This is a genomic window from Moraxella haemolytica, from assembly GCF_030177935.1.
Classification (GTDB): domain Bacteria; phylum Pseudomonadota; class Gammaproteobacteria; order Pseudomonadales; family Moraxellaceae; genus Moraxella; species Moraxella haemolytica.
This window is the reverse complement of sequence record NZ_CP089974.1, coordinates 1,496,820-1,515,617: the sequence shown is the minus strand read 5'-3', so window position 1 is coordinate 1,515,617 and position 18,798 is coordinate 1,496,820. Positions and strand designations below refer to the sequence as shown.

The 18,798-nt window shown below is 43.2% G+C and carries 18 protein-coding genes; 11 read left to right on the top strand and 7 right to left on the bottom strand.

What is annotated here, in order from left to right:
* Positions 1-121: 121 nt before the first annotated feature.
* Both LU276_RS07240 and LU276_RS07235 read right to left on the bottom strand, forming a co-directional pair.
* A complete protein-coding gene (locus LU276_RS07240) occupies positions 122-472 on the bottom strand; it encodes a cell division protein ZapA (protein WP_284673190.1) in 351 nt (116 codons plus the stop codon).
* Between the two features lie 39 nt (positions 473-511).
* Positions 512-865, bottom strand: coding sequence for a hypothetical protein (locus tag LU276_RS07235; protein WP_284673189.1), 354 nt, complete (start codon positions 863-865; stop codon positions 512-514).
* A 222-nt stretch (positions 866-1,087) separates the two neighbouring features.
* Here LU276_RS07235 and LU276_RS07230 point away from each other — a divergent pair, with 222 nt between their 5' ends.
* Together LU276_RS07230 and ribF are read left to right on the top strand one after the other, a co-directional pair.
* Positions 1,088-1,720 carry a UPF0149 family protein gene (locus tag LU276_RS07230; RefSeq protein WP_284673188.1) on the top strand — a complete coding sequence of 211 codons (633 nt, stop codon included), beginning with the start codon at positions 1,088-1,090 and terminating at the stop codon, positions 1,718-1,720.
* A 169-nt stretch (positions 1,721-1,889) separates the two neighbouring features.
* Positions 1,890-2,864 (top strand): bifunctional riboflavin kinase/FMN adenylyltransferase, encoded by a 975-nt coding sequence (ribF, locus tag LU276_RS07225; protein WP_284673187.1) that lies wholly within the window; start codon positions 1,890-1,892, stop codon positions 2,862-2,864.
* 101 nt (positions 2,865-2,965) lie between these two features.
* Here the strand turns inward: ribF and LU276_RS07220 are convergent, their stop codons facing one another.
* Both LU276_RS07220 and miaB read right to left on the bottom strand, forming a co-directional pair.
* Positions 2,966-3,214 carry a DUF2789 domain-containing protein gene (locus tag LU276_RS07220; RefSeq protein WP_284673186.1) on the bottom strand — a complete coding sequence of 83 codons (249 nt, stop codon included), beginning with the start codon at positions 3,212-3,214 and terminating at the stop codon, positions 2,966-2,968.
* 183 nt (positions 3,215-3,397) lie between these two features.
* Positions 3,398-4,846 (bottom strand): tRNA (N6-isopentenyl adenosine(37)-C2)-methylthiotransferase MiaB, encoded by a 1,449-nt coding sequence (gene miaB, locus LU276_RS07215; RefSeq protein WP_284673185.1) that lies wholly within the window; start codon positions 4,844-4,846, stop codon positions 3,398-3,400.
* Positions 4,847-5,224: 378 nt separating this feature from the next.
* Between miaB and LU276_RS07210 the strand changes: the two genes are divergently transcribed.
* Together LU276_RS07210 and LU276_RS07205 are read left to right on the top strand one after the other, a co-directional pair.
* A complete protein-coding gene (locus LU276_RS07210; protein WP_284673184.1) occupies positions 5,225-7,243 on the top strand; it encodes a lytic transglycosylase domain-containing protein in 2,019 nt (672 codons plus the stop codon).
* A gap of 188 nt (positions 7,244-7,431) precedes the next feature.
* Positions 7,432-8,421, top strand: coding sequence for a malate dehydrogenase (locus tag LU276_RS07205; protein WP_284673183.1), 990 nt, complete (start codon positions 7,432-7,434; stop codon positions 8,419-8,421).
* Positions 8,422-8,586: 165 nt separating this feature from the next.
* On the opposite strand, the gene LU276_RS07200 is transcribed toward LU276_RS07205, so the two are convergent.
* From LU276_RS07200 to LU276_RS07190, 3 genes are all read right to left on the bottom strand, one after another.
* Entirely contained in the window at positions 8,587-9,342 is a 756-nt protein-coding gene (locus tag LU276_RS07200) for an SDR family NAD(P)-dependent oxidoreductase (protein ID WP_284673182.1), read from the bottom strand.
* Positions 9,343-9,429: 87 nt separating this feature from the next.
* On the bottom strand, positions 9,430-10,773 hold the full coding sequence (locus tag LU276_RS07195) for a serine hydrolase domain-containing protein (RefSeq protein ID WP_284673181.1): 1,344 nt from the start codon (positions 10,771-10,773) through the stop codon (positions 9,430-9,432).
* A gap of 303 nt (positions 10,774-11,076) precedes the next feature.
* Positions 11,077-12,735 carry an NAD+ synthase gene (locus LU276_RS07190; RefSeq protein WP_284674612.1) on the bottom strand — a complete coding sequence of 553 codons (1,659 nt, stop codon included), beginning with the start codon at positions 12,733-12,735 and terminating at the stop codon, positions 11,077-11,079.
* A gap of 298 nt (positions 12,736-13,033) precedes the next feature.
* Here LU276_RS07190 and LU276_RS07185 point away from each other — a divergent pair, with 298 nt between their 5' ends.
* The 7 genes from LU276_RS07185 to LU276_RS07155 all read left to right on the top strand — a co-directional run bounded on the left by LU276_RS07185 (position 13,034) and on the right by LU276_RS07155 (position 18,703).
* On the top strand, positions 13,034-13,309 hold the full coding sequence (locus tag LU276_RS07185; RefSeq protein WP_284673180.1) for a hypothetical protein: 276 nt from the start codon (positions 13,034-13,036) through the stop codon (positions 13,307-13,309).
* A 62-nt stretch (positions 13,310-13,371) separates the two neighbouring features.
* A complete protein-coding gene (gene pilM, locus LU276_RS07180) occupies positions 13,372-14,664 on the top strand; it encodes a type IV pilus biogenesis protein PilM (RefSeq protein WP_284673179.1) in 1,293 nt (430 codons plus the stop codon).
* Complete coding sequence (locus tag LU276_RS07175) at positions 14,664-15,275, top strand: PilN domain-containing protein (protein ID WP_284673178.1); 612 nt, start codon at positions 14,664-14,666, stop codon at positions 15,273-15,275. Before pilM ends, LU276_RS07175 begins: the two co-directional genes overlap by 1 nt.
* Entirely contained in the window at positions 15,272-15,910 is a 639-nt protein-coding gene (locus LU276_RS07170; protein WP_284673177.1) for a type IV pilus inner membrane component PilO, read from the top strand. Before LU276_RS07175 ends, LU276_RS07170 begins: the two co-directional genes overlap by 4 nt.
* Positions 15,900-16,595 (top strand): pilus assembly protein PilP, encoded by a 696-nt coding sequence (locus LU276_RS07165; RefSeq protein ID WP_284673176.1) that lies wholly within the window; start codon positions 15,900-15,902, stop codon positions 16,593-16,595. The genes LU276_RS07170 and LU276_RS07165 overlap by 11 nt, the downstream gene beginning before the upstream one ends.
* A gap of 49 nt (positions 16,596-16,644) precedes the next feature.
* Positions 16,645-17,949 (top strand): type IV pilus secretin PilQ, encoded by a 1,305-nt coding sequence (locus tag LU276_RS07160; RefSeq protein ID WP_284673175.1) that lies wholly within the window; start codon positions 16,645-16,647, stop codon positions 17,947-17,949.
* 223 nt (positions 17,950-18,172) lie between these two features.
* Complete coding sequence (locus LU276_RS07155) at positions 18,173-18,703, top strand: shikimate kinase (RefSeq protein WP_418001292.1); 531 nt, start codon at positions 18,173-18,175, stop codon at positions 18,701-18,703.
* Positions 18,704-18,798: the final 95 nt, after the last annotated feature.

Genomic DNA, 18,798 nt, shown 5'->3' with positions numbered 1-18,798 from the left:
GCTTTCCTTGAGTTTTGGTTGTGATTGGTGGCACGCTTTGCCACCAAGATTTGTTGGATATAACCAACCGAAAGTATAACTAATTGATAAAATCTTTTCAATGGATTGAGAGAGTAATCCATCATCTAAGTATGGAGTAAGCTTCTTTGTTGATTTTGTTAATCAAAGAGATGGCTTGGTTTTCTTGCTCTTTGTAGGCAGCGACTTCATCGGTTAGGGCTTGGATTTGGTCGTACAATTCTAGGCAGGCAAGTACCAAAAGTTCTTCGTTATTTGGGTTTTTTCCTGTGATTTCTCGGCGAATGTTACGGATTTTTTCGTTGAGTTGTTCGGCGTTTTTTTCTAGAGATTTGATGGCATCAGTTGGGCAGATGATGCGATGCGGTGTACCTGCAATACTGATATGCACAGGCTTGTACTGGGTCGGTTCTTTTATGATAAGCTCAGCGTGATTTGGAGTGGTGGTTGTCATTATTGTTCCTTTATAAAATCTAAAATTGACAAAATGGGACTAGCTGTCGATTTTGGTTAGCCATTCTTGAATGATTTCGGCACGAGAGATGGCAAGGGCATTTTTGTCTTTTAATTCTTGATTATAGGCATTTAAAGATTGGTTTTGTTCAATCAGTATCTCAATCTGTGCTTGCAGAGCATTGCGAGATTGTTCTAGGGTATTGGCACGATCGATTTGTTGTTCAAGTTCTTGGTTGGTTTTATCTAAGCGTAATTGTAAATCGCTGATGAGAGCAGGTTTGGTGTCATTGGCAATTTTATGCTTTAGGTTGGCAAGTTCGGTGGCAGTAACCGTGTGTTGCTTTTTCATCTCTACGATGGTTTGCTCAAGGGCTTGTAATTGGGCTAGCATAAATTTTCCTTATGGTGAGAGTATGGCAAGCGCGATGTCTTGCTTTTTTATAAACTATATTATCGCCATCAGTTTGGGTGCTGTCAAACTATTTTGTATGAAAAAATGTTATAATGGCAACTTTAACCAATATCGCCCAACAATATCGCATGGACGATAAAGTGGGCGGTGTATTATTGGACGAATTTTTGTCAATAAACCACAATAAATAGCGAGTAACAGATGAGTGATTTTTTATCAGGTTTTGATGATTGGATGGAAGCACTTGCCGATTGGACAGATGTCTCTATTAGTGAGTTGCATGGGATTATGACAGGTGTGATGACCGTGTGTCATGCTACCGATGAAGAAGGTTGGGCAAGATTGCTTGAAGAGCTAAGTTTTGCTCCGCCTAGCGAAAAAGCACTGGCACTACTAACTGAGTATGCTGAAGATGTCAGCTTTGCCCTAAAAGATAAAGACGATGCTTATGGCTACGAACCGCTCGTGCCTGATGATGAGCATGATTTGGCCAAAAGAGTGTTAGCACTTAAAGACTGGGCAGGTGGTTATATCACAGGTATTGGTGTGGCGGGAGTGAGTCTATCGGCAGAAGAAAGAGAGATTATCAAAGATTTATCTCAAATCGCCGCTATCCGCTTAGATGATGAAGAGAGCTTTGAGGGTGGTGAGGAGATGTGGCTACATTTATTTGAGTTTGCTCGTATGGTGCCTGTCAGTCTTGCGGTAAGAAAGCGTGTTGATGTGATGAGTCTGCCCATCATTAAAGGGTTGGATATTCACGCTAAAACCGCCAAAGAGATTGCTGCTGATAAAGCAGATATCTTTGTTGACGCCATGTCGCAAAAACAATAGGGCGATTTAGACAGTCATAAGCCGACCAGATATAGCCAGATGGTTATCATAAGTTATGTTGAACAAATTATGCTAAAATAGCCAGTTTGCCACAATATTACCATCTGCTTTCGCTATTTTTTGGCTGCTGTTTGGCTGATATCAATAATAAAATTTTACCCAAATCATCATGCAAATCATCTCATTAGACTTATCTTCTCCTGCTGTACTGCCACCCATCGCCTTAACGATTGGTAATTATGATGGCGTGCATCTTGGGCATCGGTCTATGATAAGGCTTTTGTTACAGACGGCTCGCCAAAATAATCTGGCATCGGCCATCATGGTTTTTGAGCCACAACCAAGAGAGTTTTTTTGTGCCGATAATCCGCCGCCACGCTTATCAAGTTTGGCAGAAAAAGCACTGATGATGTCGCAACTTGGTGTTGATTATTTAATCGTGGCAAGATTTGATGACAAGTTTCGCTCGCTATCTGCTAGGTGTTTTGCCAATCTTTTGACAGCATTAAATGCACAGTGTTTGGTGCTTGGCGATGATTTTCGTTTTGGGCATGATAGAGCAGGTGATGCAGATTTTTTAAGGGGTTTGGGATTTGGTGTGGATAGCCTACCTACTGTGATGACAGGTGATAAGCGTATCAGTTCTACGGCAGTACGAATGGCACTTGCCAAGCAAGACTTGCCTTTTGCTAAAGAGCTACTTGGGCGAGATTATGCCATTACAGGGCAGGTTGTACATGGCGATAAAATAGGACGCACGCTAAATTTTGCGACCGCCAATATTGCCCTAAATCGTCCTAAGCCTGCATTGCTGGGTGTCTATGGGGCGGATGTATTTGTCATGAAAGGTGGCAAGAAGGCAGATTGGGGTGAGTTTGGTTTATCAGGTGGTGTGGCAGGCGTGCATGAGGGTAGCTTATTTGGTGCGGTGAATGTTGGTATGCGACCAACCATCAATGGCAAAGAATACCGTCTTGAGGTGCATTTGCCCAAGTTTGCTGGGGATTTGTATGGTCTGACCTTGCAGGTGGTCTTTTTGACTTATCTACATGGCGAAAAAAAATACGGCAGTCTAGAGCTATTAAAAGCGGGCATTGCTGATGATGTATCAGCACTTTTGGCGTGGCGTGATGCGGTGGCTTGAGGTTTTTTAATTGCTATTTTAGATGTCTTCATCAAAAATAAAAAACGCCTAATTATTAGATAATCAGGCGTTTTTTAAGATGATGTATGTAAGATAAAACCTTACTTTGACATGGCATCTTGATGTAGGCGAGTGTTTAACTCATCGATGGTCAGCGACCAGACAGCATCTAGCTTATATTCTTCTTTTAAAAAATTGCGTTGGCGTTCGGTCCAAAAAGGTGCTTCAATTAACTGCACTTCTTGGGGTAGTTGATTGGTGCAGACAAATGCTTCAATGGCTTCATCTGAGCTATCAAGACCTAACTGCTTAAACAGTTCGTTGATGGTATAGTCAATATCACCTAGCATGACTTTCTCCTTAATCTGAGGTTATTTGGTTGTCCATTTAGCCTTAAATGGGTTAGCTCGACATAAGCACGACTTCGCCTATACTGATTGTTTGATTATAGCACGATTGTTTGATTGCATTGCATATAAATATTGCTTAAGTGTAGGCATTTCATTGCGGTTTGTTCGCTATCAATGCGTTAATTAGCCTAAAACTTCTACCAAATCGCCCTCAACCAAGTGCATACTGATGGCGTGCGTGATGTGAATATTGACAAATTTGCCGAGCAGTTCATCACCAGCTTTAAAGATGACTGAGCGAGTATTATCTGCTGTGCCATGCAAGTAGCCATCACGGCGGTTAGCACGCTCTTCGACCAGTACACGCACCGTCTTCCCAACCATTGCTGCCGTCTTGGCAAAAGTAGAATGTTTAATGACTTCTTGAAATTCAGCCAAGCGTGCTTTTTTGGTGTCAAGGCTGACATCATCAGGCAAATCCGATGCAGGTGTACCTGGACGCTTTGAATAAATAAAACTATAAGAATGGTCAAAATCTAGCTCTTTGGCAAGCTGCAAGGTGTCATTAAAATCCTCATCTGTCTCACCTGGAAAACCGATGATAAAATCGCTAGACAGATGCAAATCAGAGCGAATCTGTCTTAGTTTTGCGATTTGATTGACATAAACATCGATGGTGTGATTGCGTTTCATTGCTTTTAAGATATTATTTGAACCGCTTTGCACAGGCAAGTGCAGATGAGAGACTAGCTTTGGCAGTACTTTGTAAGCATCGATGATGTCATCGGTAAATTCAAGTGGGTGGCTTGTGGTGTAGCGAATGCGTTCGATGCCGTCAATGTGCGACACATAGTGAAGTAGCTCGCTAAAACGGCAAATCGTGCCATCGTCCTTTTCGCCACGGTAGCCATTGACATTTTGTCCAAGCAGATTGATTTCACGCACACCTTGCTCGGCAAGGCTATCAATTTCGGCTAAGACATCGTCAAGCGGACGAGACAGCTCTTCGCCACGAGTATAAGGCACAACGCAAAATGAGCAGTATTTTGAACAGCCTTCCATAATGGAGACGAATGCCTTATAGCCATCAACTTTTGGCTCGGGCAAAAAGTCAAATTTTTCAATGCTTGGGAATGATACATCAACCACGCCAATGCGGTTTTTTGGGGTTTCTATGGACTGCTTGGTGGATTGTTCGTATAATTCTGGCAGGCGATGCAAGGTCTGCGGTCCAAAGACCATGTCCACATATGGGGCGCGTTTTTGGATATTATCGCCTTCTTGGCTTGCTACACAGCCACCCACGCCGATGACAAGATTGGGATTTTTTTCTTTTAATTTACGCCATCTGCCCAGCTCGGAGAATACTTTTTCTTGTGCCTTTTCACGAATTGAGCAGGTATTCATGATTAGCACATCGGCTTCGTTGATGTCTTTTGTGATTATCATGCCGTGTGATTGCCCTAACACATCGCCCATCTTCTCGGAGTCGTATTCATTCATCTGACAGCCTTGGGTTGCGATGAACACTTTTTTGGCGGTGCTTGGGGGGTGTGCGGTACTCATTGCCACAGGTGTGGTTTTTTGGGTGGTTGAGTGTGATGCTTTTGGATTGAAGGTAGCAACGGTCATGGTTTTCTCCAAGGGTTTGCTGGCAATGCGTCAGTGTTAAATTCATTATTATATCATGCTTTGGGTGGTGGTAGGGATTTTTTGTGAATGATGGTGCGAAATTGTGGCGATTTGATGCTTGGGTTGGTAAAATGGTCAAGTTGTCAAAGTGATGGCTAAAATTGGTCAAGATTTCATCATATTTTGGTTAAACTGAGTGAATTTTACAACTTTTATACATGGTTGTTAGGTGAGTTTGTTAGGCTATGCCAATTGCATCTGCTTGGATTTTTATTCATTGGGCTGCTGGATTTGGGTAGAATTAATGCCCAGTTTCTAAGATGTGTTTAATATTTAAAATTGTAATTTTTACGGTCTTTAATAAAAAGGGTGCTTGCAATGACATTAACAAAAAAACATGAATCAATCGCCTTTATATCCGTGCTTTGCGGTCTGATGATGCAGGTGGCGTGTGCCCAAGATGATGTCAACGATGGCAGTATTTATCAGTTCATTGAGGCTGAACGCCAAAAATCAAACCCTGCCGCCTTATATCAATATGAGCAGAGTATGCAAGGTACGCTGTTTGCCGCTTATCCTGAATATTGGCGTTTGAATTACAATCTATCATCACAAGAACCGCAGACGGTGAATAACTTTGCAAATAAGTATCAAGGTCATGTCATGGCGGAAAAATTGGCAGCTGACTACGCTGAGACGAAGGCTCGTAAAGGCGATTATTCGGCTGTGCGTGAGGTGGCAGGATCTATTGAAAACGCTGATGCTTCTGAGGCGTGTGCGATTGCACTTGGTCATAATCAAGGCAGTGAGTCATATCGGGCGTTGGAGCAAAAACCCAATATCTGGCTCAATACTTATAACACCAGACATTCTTTGTGTGAAAAATTAGCCAATGAAATGGCACAAAACTCTCGTATCAATCGCACCGACCACCATGAGCGACTCATTCGCATGATGCGTATCGACCGCCGTCAGTTATCTAGTCGTCAAGCACCGCTAGATAAAGCCAGTGAGATTTTAAGCCTGTCTTTTCGTTTGGGATTGCCCATTTCTTTTGAGATTTTGCGAGGCATTGCTGATAACCCAAATGGCTTTTTTGGGCAATTTAGCACGCAAGAATACAGCGAGGTGAACCAGTATCTTTATGTTTATGCCATCAGTCAGCTTGCCCATCGTTCGTATAATGAAGCCATCTTGCAGTTAAATTATGACATCAGCCAAGATAATGCCAGAGCCAATAAACTGCTTTCTGACATGGCAAGGCGTTATGCTTATCGTAGCATTGCGGTCAAACGCATGAACATGAATACTGATGATGGCTTTAGTGTGGATGCGGTACATTGGTTTAGAGCCAGTATGGGAGAGCCTTTTAATCTAGAAGAAGCAGAAGACTATGCACAAGCGGCGATTTATTTTGGTCAGTGGCAAGATGTTATTTTGGCGATTGGTCAGATGAATGCTGTGCATCAGGGCGAACGAGTATGGCAATACTGGTTGGCTCGTGGATACGAACAAACAGGTAAGCAAGCAGAAGCACAACGCATCTATCAAGCCTTATCTACAGGTGTTGATTATTATGGATTGCTTGCTAAAGACAGGCTTGGGCAAAGACTAAGTTTATCGGAGATAGGTGGCAATACTTTGCCGAACATCAGTCGCCAAGATGCTTGGCGTGTGATGAATAATCCGCATTTTGCTCGTGCCTTTATCATGATGGATAATAATGTCAATCCAGAACACATTGGTCGTGAGTGGAATTGGGCGGTCAAAAAAGCCAGAGATGCCAATGACAATACGCTAACCCTTGCTGCTGCTAAGCGTGCACACGATATGGGAGAGTATCACCGCAGTATTTATGCCATTGACAATATGCCAAACCTAAGAGCTGCAGCACTATCACACCCTGTGCCTTACCAAAATAGTGTGATGGCATATAGTCGTAATGTTGGTATTTTTCCTGAGTGGGCGTATGGCATCATGCGTCAAGAGAGTCGTTTTCAGCCAAGTGCACGCTCAGGCGTGGGGGCAGGGGGATTGATGCAAATCATGCCAGATACCGCCAAGATGATTGCTCGTAAGATTGGTGCTAGTGGTGATGCCAAAGACCCAGATACCAATATTCGTTACGGTACTTGGTATCTGTCGGATAAGATGCGTGATTTTAATGGGCAAATCGCCCCTGCTACCGCCGCCTATAATGCAGGCACAACACCTGCCAGAAAGTGGCTACCGGCACATGGTACGATCGCTGCTGACCAATATGTTGAAGCAATTCCATACGCTGAGACTCGTGATTATGTCAAGCATGTGATGGAGAACGCCACGATTTATGGAGTGTTATTGGGTAATAATATGCCCATCTCTGAACGCATGGGGGTGGTGTCGCCACGCTATTGATATCGGTAGTTGATGACGGCATACTAATTTTGATAAAAATAGCCAAAATTTATTTAAAAAATAAAGCGGTTTTGGCTTTGCGATTTGCCATCAAAAGTGCTACACTAAGACAATTTTGTGATTTTTGAAATGGTTTTGAAGTTACAAAATTACCCAAAATTCACTTTTTCTATAAAAAGGATAATGTCATGAGCAAACAACCTGTCCGTGTTGCGGTAACTGGTGCCGCAGGTCAAATTGGTTACAGCCTACTATTTCGTATCGCATCAGGTGAGATGCTTGGTAAAGACCAGCCTGTGATTTTACAACTTCTAGAAATTCCTAATGAAAAAGCTCAGCAAGCCCTACAGGGCGTCATTATGGAGCTTGATGACTGTGCATTCCCACTACTGGCTGATGTGATTGGTACAGATGACCCAAATGTGGCGTTCAAAGATGCTGATTATGCACTATTGGTTGGTGCAAGACCCCGTGGTCCAGGCATGGAGCGTGCTGACCTACTTCAAGAAAACGCTAAGATTTTTACTGTGCAAGGTAAAGCTCTAAATGATGTGGCTAGCCGTGATGTGAAAGTATTGGTTGTGGGTAACCCTGCTAACACCAACGCTTATATCGCCATGAAGTCAGCACCAGATCTACCTGCTAAGAACTTCACTGCCATGCTACGCTTAGATCACAACCGTGCTTTAACTCAAGTAGCGAAGAAGGTTGGCAAACAAGTCAAAGACATTAAAAAACTTACCGTTTGGGGTAACCACAGCCCAACCATGTATGCTGACTACCGCTATGCAACCATTGACGGTGAATCTGTAAAAGACATGATTAACGATCAAGAATGGAATGCTAATACTTTCTTGCCTACTGTTGGTAAGCGTGGTGCAGCAATTATTGAAGCTCGTGGTCTGTCATCAGCCGCTTCTGCTGCTAATGCTGCCATTGACCATATGCGTGATTGGGCACTTGGCACAAATGGTGAGTGGGTAACAATGGGTATCCCATCTGATGGTTCTTATGGTATCCCAGAAGGTGTCATGTTCGGTTTCCCTGTAACTACCGAGAATGGCGAATACACCATCGTTCAAGGTTTGGAAATTGATGAATTTAGCCAAGAGCGTATCAACATCACGCTAAATGAGCTAGAAGAAGAGCGTGCAGCCATTGATCATCTATTCGGTTAATTTTGCTCTGCAAACAAAAAACGCCCCTATAAATGGGGTGTTTTTTGTATTATTAAATGCGACTTTTCATACAATTTTTACAGAGTATGCTGATTTTATAAAAACTTGGCACTTGCTGTATTGGACATAAAAAACCGCCCAAGGATTTTTTGGGCGGTTTTGGGGTTAGTTACCGGCGGTAAAACCACCATCAAGATTTAAATCAAAACCAGTAACAAAGGACGACTCGTCAGAAGCAAGATAAATGATTGCGTTGGCGACATCATCCAAGCTACCCAAACGCCCTAAAGGTACAAAACTCTCAAGCGATTTGATTTGCTCATCGCTATATACTGATTCTAGCATGGGTGTGCGAACATAAGAAGGGTTGACGATGTTTACACGGATATTATCCCCTTTTTTGGCAAAATCCATCGCTGCTGATTTACACAGCAGTCGTACAGCTCCTTTGGAGGTGCTATAAGGTGCAGCGCGGCTTAGTCCCAAAATACCTGACATAGAGGCGATGGTAACAATAGAGCCACCGCCATTTTGACGCATGGCAGGAGCAACTGCTTTGATGCCTAAAAATGGACCTTCGACATTTAAGGCGAAAGATTTTTTTAAATCTTCTAAACTACTGTCTTCAATTGGCTTAGAGATGACAATACCGGCACTATTGACCAGTACATCGAGCTTGCCAAAAGTGGTAATGGTCTGTTCCACCAGTGATGCCCATGAAGTTTCACTGGTTACATCAAGTGGTATGAACACTGCCTTACCATCATTTGCAAGAATCTCTTGTTCGGTTTGAAGTCCTGCCTCTTTGTTAATATCAGCGATGACGACAGATGCTCCTTGTTCGGCAAAAGCTTTGGCGGTATAAGCACCCAAGCCTGAGCCTGCACCTGTGATGATGGCAATTTTGTCTTGTAAACGCATGACTATCTCCTTGATTTTATGAAAAGGTGGTAAGATTGCCACCTTGGTATGATGCCGACTATTTTGGCATTGCTTTTGGTTTGGTTATTAAGATTTTTTCATCAAATAATCAGCAATCGCTTGATAAGCAGGTAGCGACCAAGGGTCGTTATGAGCATTGCTTGCCACAGGGTTGGATGAAAAACGAACAATGACCATTTCGGCTTTTGGGTCAATGTAGATGGCTTGACCATGAATACCACGAGCCATATACGCACCATTGTCATTGTGTGTTACCCACCACATATTACGATAGCTCCAGCCTTTTAGGTTGGGGTAGCCACCTGTGGCAAATTTGGCACGATCGCCACCACGCATGGTGTCAGCCACAACTTCTTTTGCAATGATTTGTTTGCCGTTAAATTGTCCGCCATTTCGCATCATTTCGCCAAACTTTGCCATATCACGCAGATTCATACTCATGCCACCGCCTGCAAAAGGAATGCCAGCACCGTCAATCTGCATATAGCCATCGACATTTGCCCCCATTGGCTTAAAGAATCGTTCCGAGAATAGCACATCCACACTCTTGCCTGTGGCACGAGCGATGATCCAAGCCATGACATCAGTATTTACGGTTTTGTATTCAAATCCTGTGTCGTGCGGGCGTGTCTCTTTTTCCACTGTTGTTAAGAATTCATAGGTATTTTTTGGACCATCATAGTCTTTTTCTTGCAGACCAGGTGTGGTTGCTTTACCAAAAGCGACAATCTCTGCATCAGGGTCGGCATAGTCTTCACTATAATCTAGTGATGCGGTCATATCAAGCACTTGACGCACGGTAGCATCTCCCCATGCTGAGCTTGCAAGTTCTGGCACATAGTGAGTGACAGGCTTGGTGTCATCAATCACGCCTTCATGAATCAGCTGAGCGGCAAGCGTGCCTGTAAAACTTTTGGTAACTGACATGAGCAGGTGTGTGCCATCAATGGGGTTGTAGGCATTGTTAAAGGTCTTGTCATAGACGATACGACCTTTGTGTAATACTATCATTGAATCGCCATAGACTTTGCGAGCAAAAGCATCTTCTACGGTCAAAGGCTGGCGTTGGTCTTTGGGTAAAAACTGTGGGGTGAACATGATTTTGCCAATGTTGTCATCAATCGCAGTCGGAAATTGATATTGCCCTTCACGAGCAGCGGAGACAACCTTAGTGGGGGTGATACTGCGAACATTGCTAAATGCCCAACGGATTTGAGGAAATTGTTGTGCATTGGCAAGATTAACGGTTTTATCGGCAGGTGGTGGAAACCCTTGCATGATACCAAGTGTGATGGGGTCAGATTGTGTGCCGTCTAATTGGGCTGATGTGTTTGAATTGGCCATAACTGAAGTCGCTGAAAATAAGATTGCGGTTACAATGGAAATTTTGGTTAATTTAAAGTGCTTCATGAATTTTATCCTAATTATTACGATGTGTATTTAAACTTAATCAATGTATTGACTACGAAGATTTAGTTGCATCAATAATGAAATTGTCAACATAGAATGTTTTTCATCTTTTAATAATATAGAATAAATATTGATGGATTACAAATATGAACCGTAGATTTTTGTTGGGAGTGAGTGAAAGGACTAACAGACTTGTTGCACCCATTGCAACAATCATTCTGATGGTTTGGTTTATGCTGTTTGATGGCGTGATAATAAAAAGCACCGAATATCTCGATGCTTTTTATTGTATTGATAAGGAGATTAAAATTCCCCAGTGATTGACCAGCCGTTGACCAATGGGTAGCGACGCTCTCGACCGAATGATTTTTGACTGATTTTGGTGCCGATTGCCCCTTGACGGCGTTTGTGTTCGGCATTATCCACCATGTGTAGCACTCTTTCTACTAAATTGGGTTCAAAGCCTGTCGCACAGATTGCCTTATAACCCAAATCTTCATCGATATACATACGCAAAATGGCGTCCAGAACTTCATAATCAGGCAGGCTATCTTGGTCGGTCTGACCTGGGCGTAACTCGGCAGATGGGGCACGAGTGATGACACGCTCAGGAATGACAGGATTGTCTTCTAGGCGGTTGCGGTAGTTGGCTAGACGGTATACATCGGTCTTATAGACATCTTTTAGCATATCAAAACCACCAACCATATCGCCATATAGCGTTGAATACCCAACAGCATTTTCAGATTTGTTACCAGTACTGATGACCATATGCCCAAATTTATTGGATAATGCCATCAAAATAGTACCACGAGCACGAGCCTGCAGATTCTCTTCAGTGCTATCAGGAGCACTGTTGGCAAGCAGTGGTGCAAGTGTGGCTCTAAGCCCTTCTACTGCATCATGAATTGGGCAAACGGTGTACGAAACATTTAAGCGAGCAGCTTGGGTAGCGGCATCTTCAAGGCTCATATTGGAGGTAAATTCATAAGGCATCATCACGGCATAGACTTTATCCGCACCCAAAGCATCAACCGCCATACACAAGGTTAATGCACTGTCAATACCGCCTGATAAACCGACAATCACGCCTTTAAAACCAGAGCGATTGACATAATCACGCAGACCAACAACCAAAGCCTGATACATTTCAGATTCTTCGGATAAAACAAGCGGAGCTTTTAATTGTTCATCAAAACGCTTGGTTTTTGGGTCAAACTGTGCCATGATGAGCTGATTTAAAAATCTTGAGCCTTCGTGAGCAACACTACCATCTGCCTGAACCAATAGCGAACCGCCATCAAAGACGATGTCGTCTTGAGCACCGACAGTGTTGGCATAGATGATGGGTAGTTCGTGCGTTTTGGCGTGGCATGCCAAAAGCTCTTTGCGTTTTTCTTGTTTGCCTACTTCAAAAGGTGAAGCGTTAATAACCACGACCAAATCCGCCCCTTCTTCTTTCAAGGTGGCGATGGGTTTGTCGTGCCAAATATCTTCGCAAATCAACAGTCCAATGGTCGCTCCTTTATAATCAAACAAGACCTGATTATAGCCTTTATTAAAGTAGCGATGCTCATCAAAAATACCGTAATTGGGCAGGCATTGCTTATGATAAAAGCCTTTTTGGCTACCACCTTGCAAAATCGCCGCTGAGTTAAAAGTACCGTGCTGGTCGATGTGTGGATATCCTAAGATGATGACAATGCCGTCAATTTTGGCCAGTTCGTTCATGGCGAATTTAACTCGTTCAGACAGCGTGGGACGCAGTAGCAAATCTTCTGGCGGATAGCCAATCAAAGACAGTTCAGGAAAGATGACGATATCTGCCCCTTTGCTTTTAGCATCAAGGGCTAAAGCACTCATCTTTTTGACATTACCGGCAATATCACCTACCCAAAAGTTGGTTTGCATGATGGCAAAGGTAATATTGCCTGGCGGTGTGCCGGCACTTTGGATAGACATTTCGTGGTCTAAGGTTTTTGTTTTTGACATTGTTATAATCCTAATTTAACAAATTTTCAGTCCAATACGCCATGGCGTAATTTGAGTATGAATTGCAATCAGATGATATTGGTAAATGACTCTCGCTGTGTCTGTCGCTACTAAAAAGTTTGACAGTGCCGACGCATCAGCCAAATATGATGCTAGATTCCTTGGCATACCTTAGTATAGCACAATAATTACGCTTTTGGCGTTTTTGGTCGGGTTTTATGGTATAGTAATATTTATTTAAAAATTTTAATCATTATTGGGACAGTGTATGTTTGCGTTTATTGTCAATGTCATCATTATTTTGATTGTGATGAAGATTTTTTTTAAGTTCATGTATCCTAAGCCACCTAAAGAGTTTTTTGCCAAAAAAGGTGATGATATTAGTATGCGTATCTGCAACCACTGCGGTCATTCGCTTGCGACCTATCGAGGTATCTTGGAGCAAAATGGTGGTCAAGATGATGGCGAGCGGTTCTTTTGTAATGATGAGCATCGAGAGGCATATCTAGAGCAATTAAGACGCCTGCCAAATCAGAATGGCTAGGATAAAGAGAATGCTTTATCTAAATCAGTATAGTCTTGATTATTGTGGGTAAGGGATTGACCATGTTTAGTGCATTTCGTCATGCTTTGACATCCATCAATATCTATCGCACCAGCACACCTTTGATTGGCATAGAGATTGGTGCATCCACGGTGCGATTAGTGGTTCTGGAGCGACATCACAAAGGATTTCTTGTTAAAGCCTTTGGGGTGGAGTCTTTCATCAGAGATGGTGATGAGATGAATGTGGTGGCGGTGGGCTCGGCACTGTCTCGATTATTGATGCGGTGTGGTGTGTCATCAGGACAGGTAGCGATGGTGTCGCCTGCACCCATCATGACTCGCCTGCTTGTTTTGCCCATAGGATTAAGCGATGATGACATAGATTTGTATATTCGCCTAGAAGCTCGCCAGTATATTTCTCATCCACTTAATGAGGTTGGTTTTGACTTTTGGGTGGTGGGTGCTGACGAGACCGGATTGCATGTGCTATTGGTGGTCATGCGTGAGCAGATGATTGATGAATGTGTAGAAATTGCTCTTGGCTGTGGACTTGAGTTAAATGTGCTTGATGTACAAGAGTACGCTTTGGCAAGAGGTCTTAGTCATACGGTACAGACCTTGATGGGTCATGTTTGTGTACTGCACATTGATGATGTTAAGACGCATTTGTATGCAGTGCAGATTGAGCCAGATGGTGTATTTGTAGGATTTAATCATCACAAAGAACACCTAAATGCCACCAATACGCTTGATGACATATATGGCAACAAAGATAAAACCAAGCTGAGTGCTAAGCCGAGCAAGGTAATAGGTCAAGAGAATGGCGATGATGAGAATGGTGATGTGGGCATGGATTTTGATACTTTTTTGCAGTTGCACCGCAAAGATTCGTTCATTCAAGATGATGTGAAGTTGCACCAGTTGCCATCTGATGACCATGCCAAGCAGATGGTAACTCAAACTTACGAAATTCGTTTTGATGGGGGTAGGGTGTCTGATCAAGCAGGGTGTCATGATGGACAGACGCCAGTTTGTGATTTGACAGATTGGACAACACAATTAGATACTCCGGCAAATCCATCATGCCAAGATAAAGCACAAAAGCTATTAAAGATACTCACCGCCCATGAGTCAAGTGTGCAAATGAATACAGATATGGTGATATTATCCGGACTGGCTGATGAGTCGTTGGTGCAAGAATTTGCTCGTATTAGCCATAAGTCTGTACAGCTTGCCAACCCATTTGTTCATATGGATGTTGCTTACCCTTTGGGTGATGACAGCTTATCGCTGTTGCCGTCCTTGGTGGTGGCGTGTGGTGTAGCGATGCGAGCAGATGAAGGAGTGGTGTGATGAATACCATACCAAAAATAAATCTGTTGCCATGGCGACAGCTACGCCAATTAAAACAAAACGAGCAATTTCGGCGATGGTTGCTTGCAGCATTGGCATTGTCATTGTTTGCTGTGTTTGGCACTTATGTTTATCATAAACAAAATTTGAACCATCAGCAGGCAATCAATGATGATATTTTGGCTCGCATGGGCATGCTTGATGCACAAATTGCCAGTATTGCAACCCTTGAAAGCGAGCAAGAGGCACTACTACAACAAGCAAAACTGGTGTATGATTTGGGTAAAAATCGTGTGGCGATGGTGAGATTATTTGAGCATTTATCGCTAAGTAGTCATGGATTGGTTTATTTTGATGGGGTAAGTCATGCAGGTGGCGTGCTTACCATCACAGGACACGCCAAAGATGCAGCAATGGTCAGTCAATTTACCCAAAGATTTCAGCAAACAGATAACCCTGTCATTAGTGATGTCTTGGTAACCAGTCTTTCTAAGCAATCGGATGGCTGGGTGGGATTTGTATTATCAGCAAAACTTGATTTGGCAGGGGCGTCATCAGAAGAATCGCTGGGGCAGATGGCATCAAGTGAGCTGATGGAGAGCTTACCATGAGTACGCATGACAACATAAAAGATAAGTTCACCCAGACTTGGCAACAACTTGGCGAACTTAACTGGGAGAATTTTGGTACAGCACCTAGATGGATGCGACTACTTGTCTTGGTAATATTAGCGGTATTTGTGCTTGGATTTGGTTGGTTGCTACTGATTAAGCCCATCACACTAGAGTATCAGGCATTGATGATGGCAGAACAAACATTGGTTAATCAGTATGCTCAAAAATATGCCAAAGCTCAGCAACTAACCGTCATTCAAAGCCAGACGCACGCCATGAATGGTGAGCTATCGGTGCTGCTTGAGCAGATGCCTAGCCATTTTAATATGTCGGTTTTGACCGAACAACTACACACCATCGCCACACGAACCGGTGTGCAGATGAATGACATCAGGATACAAAGAGAAGATCCACAAGATCTGTTCGTAGAGCGTGGTTTTGTGATGGTGATGGTGGGGGATTATCATCAATTGGCAAAGATGTTTAGTGAATTGACCGCACTGCCCATCATCATTACAATACATGATTTTGACATGGGTAAAAGCGAGCAGGCAAAACCGACTAAGTTACAAATGACCGTCCACGCCAAGACTTATCGCACCAAAGATAACAATAAAAAAGATGTCCAATAATTCAATCATAGTACGCTTATCATACCCGCTATTCATCAGACATGCTTGCCTGTTGGTGTTGTCCGCCTTGGCGGTCAATGTGTTAGGTTGTCAAAAACCGACCGTTGATGAGGTTGATGTTAGGCTAGCAGATATTCATGCAACCACCACGCCCATTCCCATACCCAAGCAAATCAATGGGGTGCGACAGTTGGCGTATTATGAAGCTAAGAGTAATCCTTTTGCCACCCCAAGAGCGGTGGTATTTTCCAAACAAGACTTAGGGCAGGGAAAATCAGATGGTATGCAGTCTCAAAATGGGCTAAATACATCAGCTGATGCTGATGCTAAAAAAGTCTCTGCCATGAATCAGACTGCTCATCTGATGACACCTAACGGACTCAGTCAATCGCCTACTGTTGGTAGGCAAGTTCACATCCAGACAAATAGAATACGCCAAGAGCTAGAGCGGTATCCAATGAGTACACTTCGCTATCAGGGTTTTATTGAACAAAACGGACAAAGAATAGCACTCATCACCAGTGCTGATGGATTGGTACATCGAGTACAGGTGGGGCAGTATGTGGGGCAAAATCATGGGCAGGTTCGTCAAGTTGGTAGGGATTTTGTTGTGATTGCCGAAGCGATGATGCAAGCAGATGGACGGTATTATGAGCAGACGCATCAGCTGCCTTTAACACATTAGACATCTTAAGATGGCAAAAGACAATAAGAAGCAAAGGATAACAAATCAAATGAAAAAGCTGTGGTTGCTATGTGTGCTGATGTTATGTGGTGAATCGCTTGCTAATACACCACAAGGCAGTGATAGGATTTCGGTGGCATTTCAGGATATGCCTGTGCGTGCAGTGCTTGATGTATTGGCACACGCAGGCGGGGCGAATATTGTCGCTAGTGATGGGGTGATCGGCAATATGACACTGCGTCTTAATAATGTGCCATGGATGCAAGCACTTGACATTGTTGTTGAGACCAAGCATCTCATCAAACAGGAAAAAGATGGTGTCATCATCATATCATCGCCCACCGAACTTGCTCAAGTTACCCAAAAAAATACCCTAGCCAAGCGACAAGCAGAGCAATATCTTCCTTTGGATACTCAGTACATTCGTGTCAATTATGCCGATGCCAAAAATTTGTTAGCACTAATCACCTACAAAAGCGATGGTGAGAATAAAGAGGGTATGTTGTCTGCCAGAGGCGTGGCAAATGTTGATACTCGCACCAACACGCTTGTCATCAAGGATATTAAGGATAATATTGAGCAAATCCAAGCTCTTGTTGAAAGGCTTGACGTGCCTGTCAAGCAGGTAATGATTGAGGCAAGAATTGTCAGTGCTAATGATGGATTTAGTCGAGAGCTTGGTGTGAATTTTGGGGTCTTGTCGCATGGTAATCATCTACAAATCGGCAGCTCTTACAATACTTTATGGGATTTAAGACGCACCGGTGGCAGTACCGCTATCCGACCTGATAACTTATCGGTCAATTTGGGTGCACCCAATCCTGTAGGACGAATTGCTTTTGGATTGGTCAATCTACCTGATGCTTTGCTTGATTTAGAGCTGTCCGCCATGCAGGCAGATCAGCGAGGTGAGGTCATCTCCACACCAAAGGTTCTTACCGCAGATAAGCAGACAGCTCGTATCTCATCGGGTATGCAGATTGCCTATGAAGAAGAGACTTCAAGTGGTGCAACCAATGTGGTCTTTAAAGAAGCGGCTTTGGTCTTAGAGGCGACACCAACCATCACTCCAGATGGTAAAATTACGCTCAAATTGAATGTAAAAAATGGCACGCCTGTTAGCAATCTGGGGGCAATCGCCATTCAAGAAGATTCGCTTGAGACCAATGTCATCGTTGATGATGGGCAAACGGTGGTGCTAGGCGGTATTTATCGGCAAAATAATCAACATGGCGTAACCAAAGTACCATTTTTTGGCGACCTACCGATTGTGGGTAGGTTATTTCGCCAAGATAATCGCCGTGATAATAAAGAAGAATTGCTTATTTTTGTTACACCCAGACTCATGCCATGATGATTGTGTGCAAACAATGAAAACTTAACCAACTGGTCTAAGAGTCAATGTTATACAGTAGCACAACCACGAAAAAAGCACATAAAATACTAGCAAGATTTTACCAAAGGTTGTATGATAGGGCATTTTGATATCATTAATACAAGAGCTGTGAATGTTTGAAGGTGATAACGCCATCATTGAAGATGTCGTGGTTGAAAAGACGAGTGAAGGGCTTGCTAAGATGCTACCACCTATTTTTTTGGTCGGTCCGATGGGTGCAGGCAAAACCACCATTGGTAAGCTACTGGCAAAGCATTTGGGGCGTGATTTTGTAGATTGCGACCATTATATCGTGGCACAGACAGGAGCGGATATTCCGTGGATTTTCGCCAAAGAAGGCGAAGAGGGTTTTCGAGATAGAGAAACTCGTGCCTTGATGGAGCTGACTGACCTGACAAATATTGTCATGGCGACAGGCGGTGGTGCAGTTGGTCGTGCCAAGAACCGAGAGCTACTAAAAACAGGTTTGGTGATTTATTTAGATGCCAATGTTGATACGCAACTGTTTCGCACCAAAAAAGACAAAAACCGCCCATTACTACAAACAGAAAATCCACGAGCGGTCTTAGATAAGCTCTATGAAAAACGCCATCCGCTATATCAGGAGGTTGCTACCATCATCGTACCAACAGGGCGTGCTTATCCAAAGCAGATGGTGTCTGATATTTTAGATAGATTGGCAGACTATGCCAAAGAGCAGCAAGATGGATAAATATTAAAATGACTGTGCCGTTATGGCATATCATTAATATGGTCTAATACAATACAATTTTGGTGCAATGATGGCGGCAGGCAATCACCAAAATC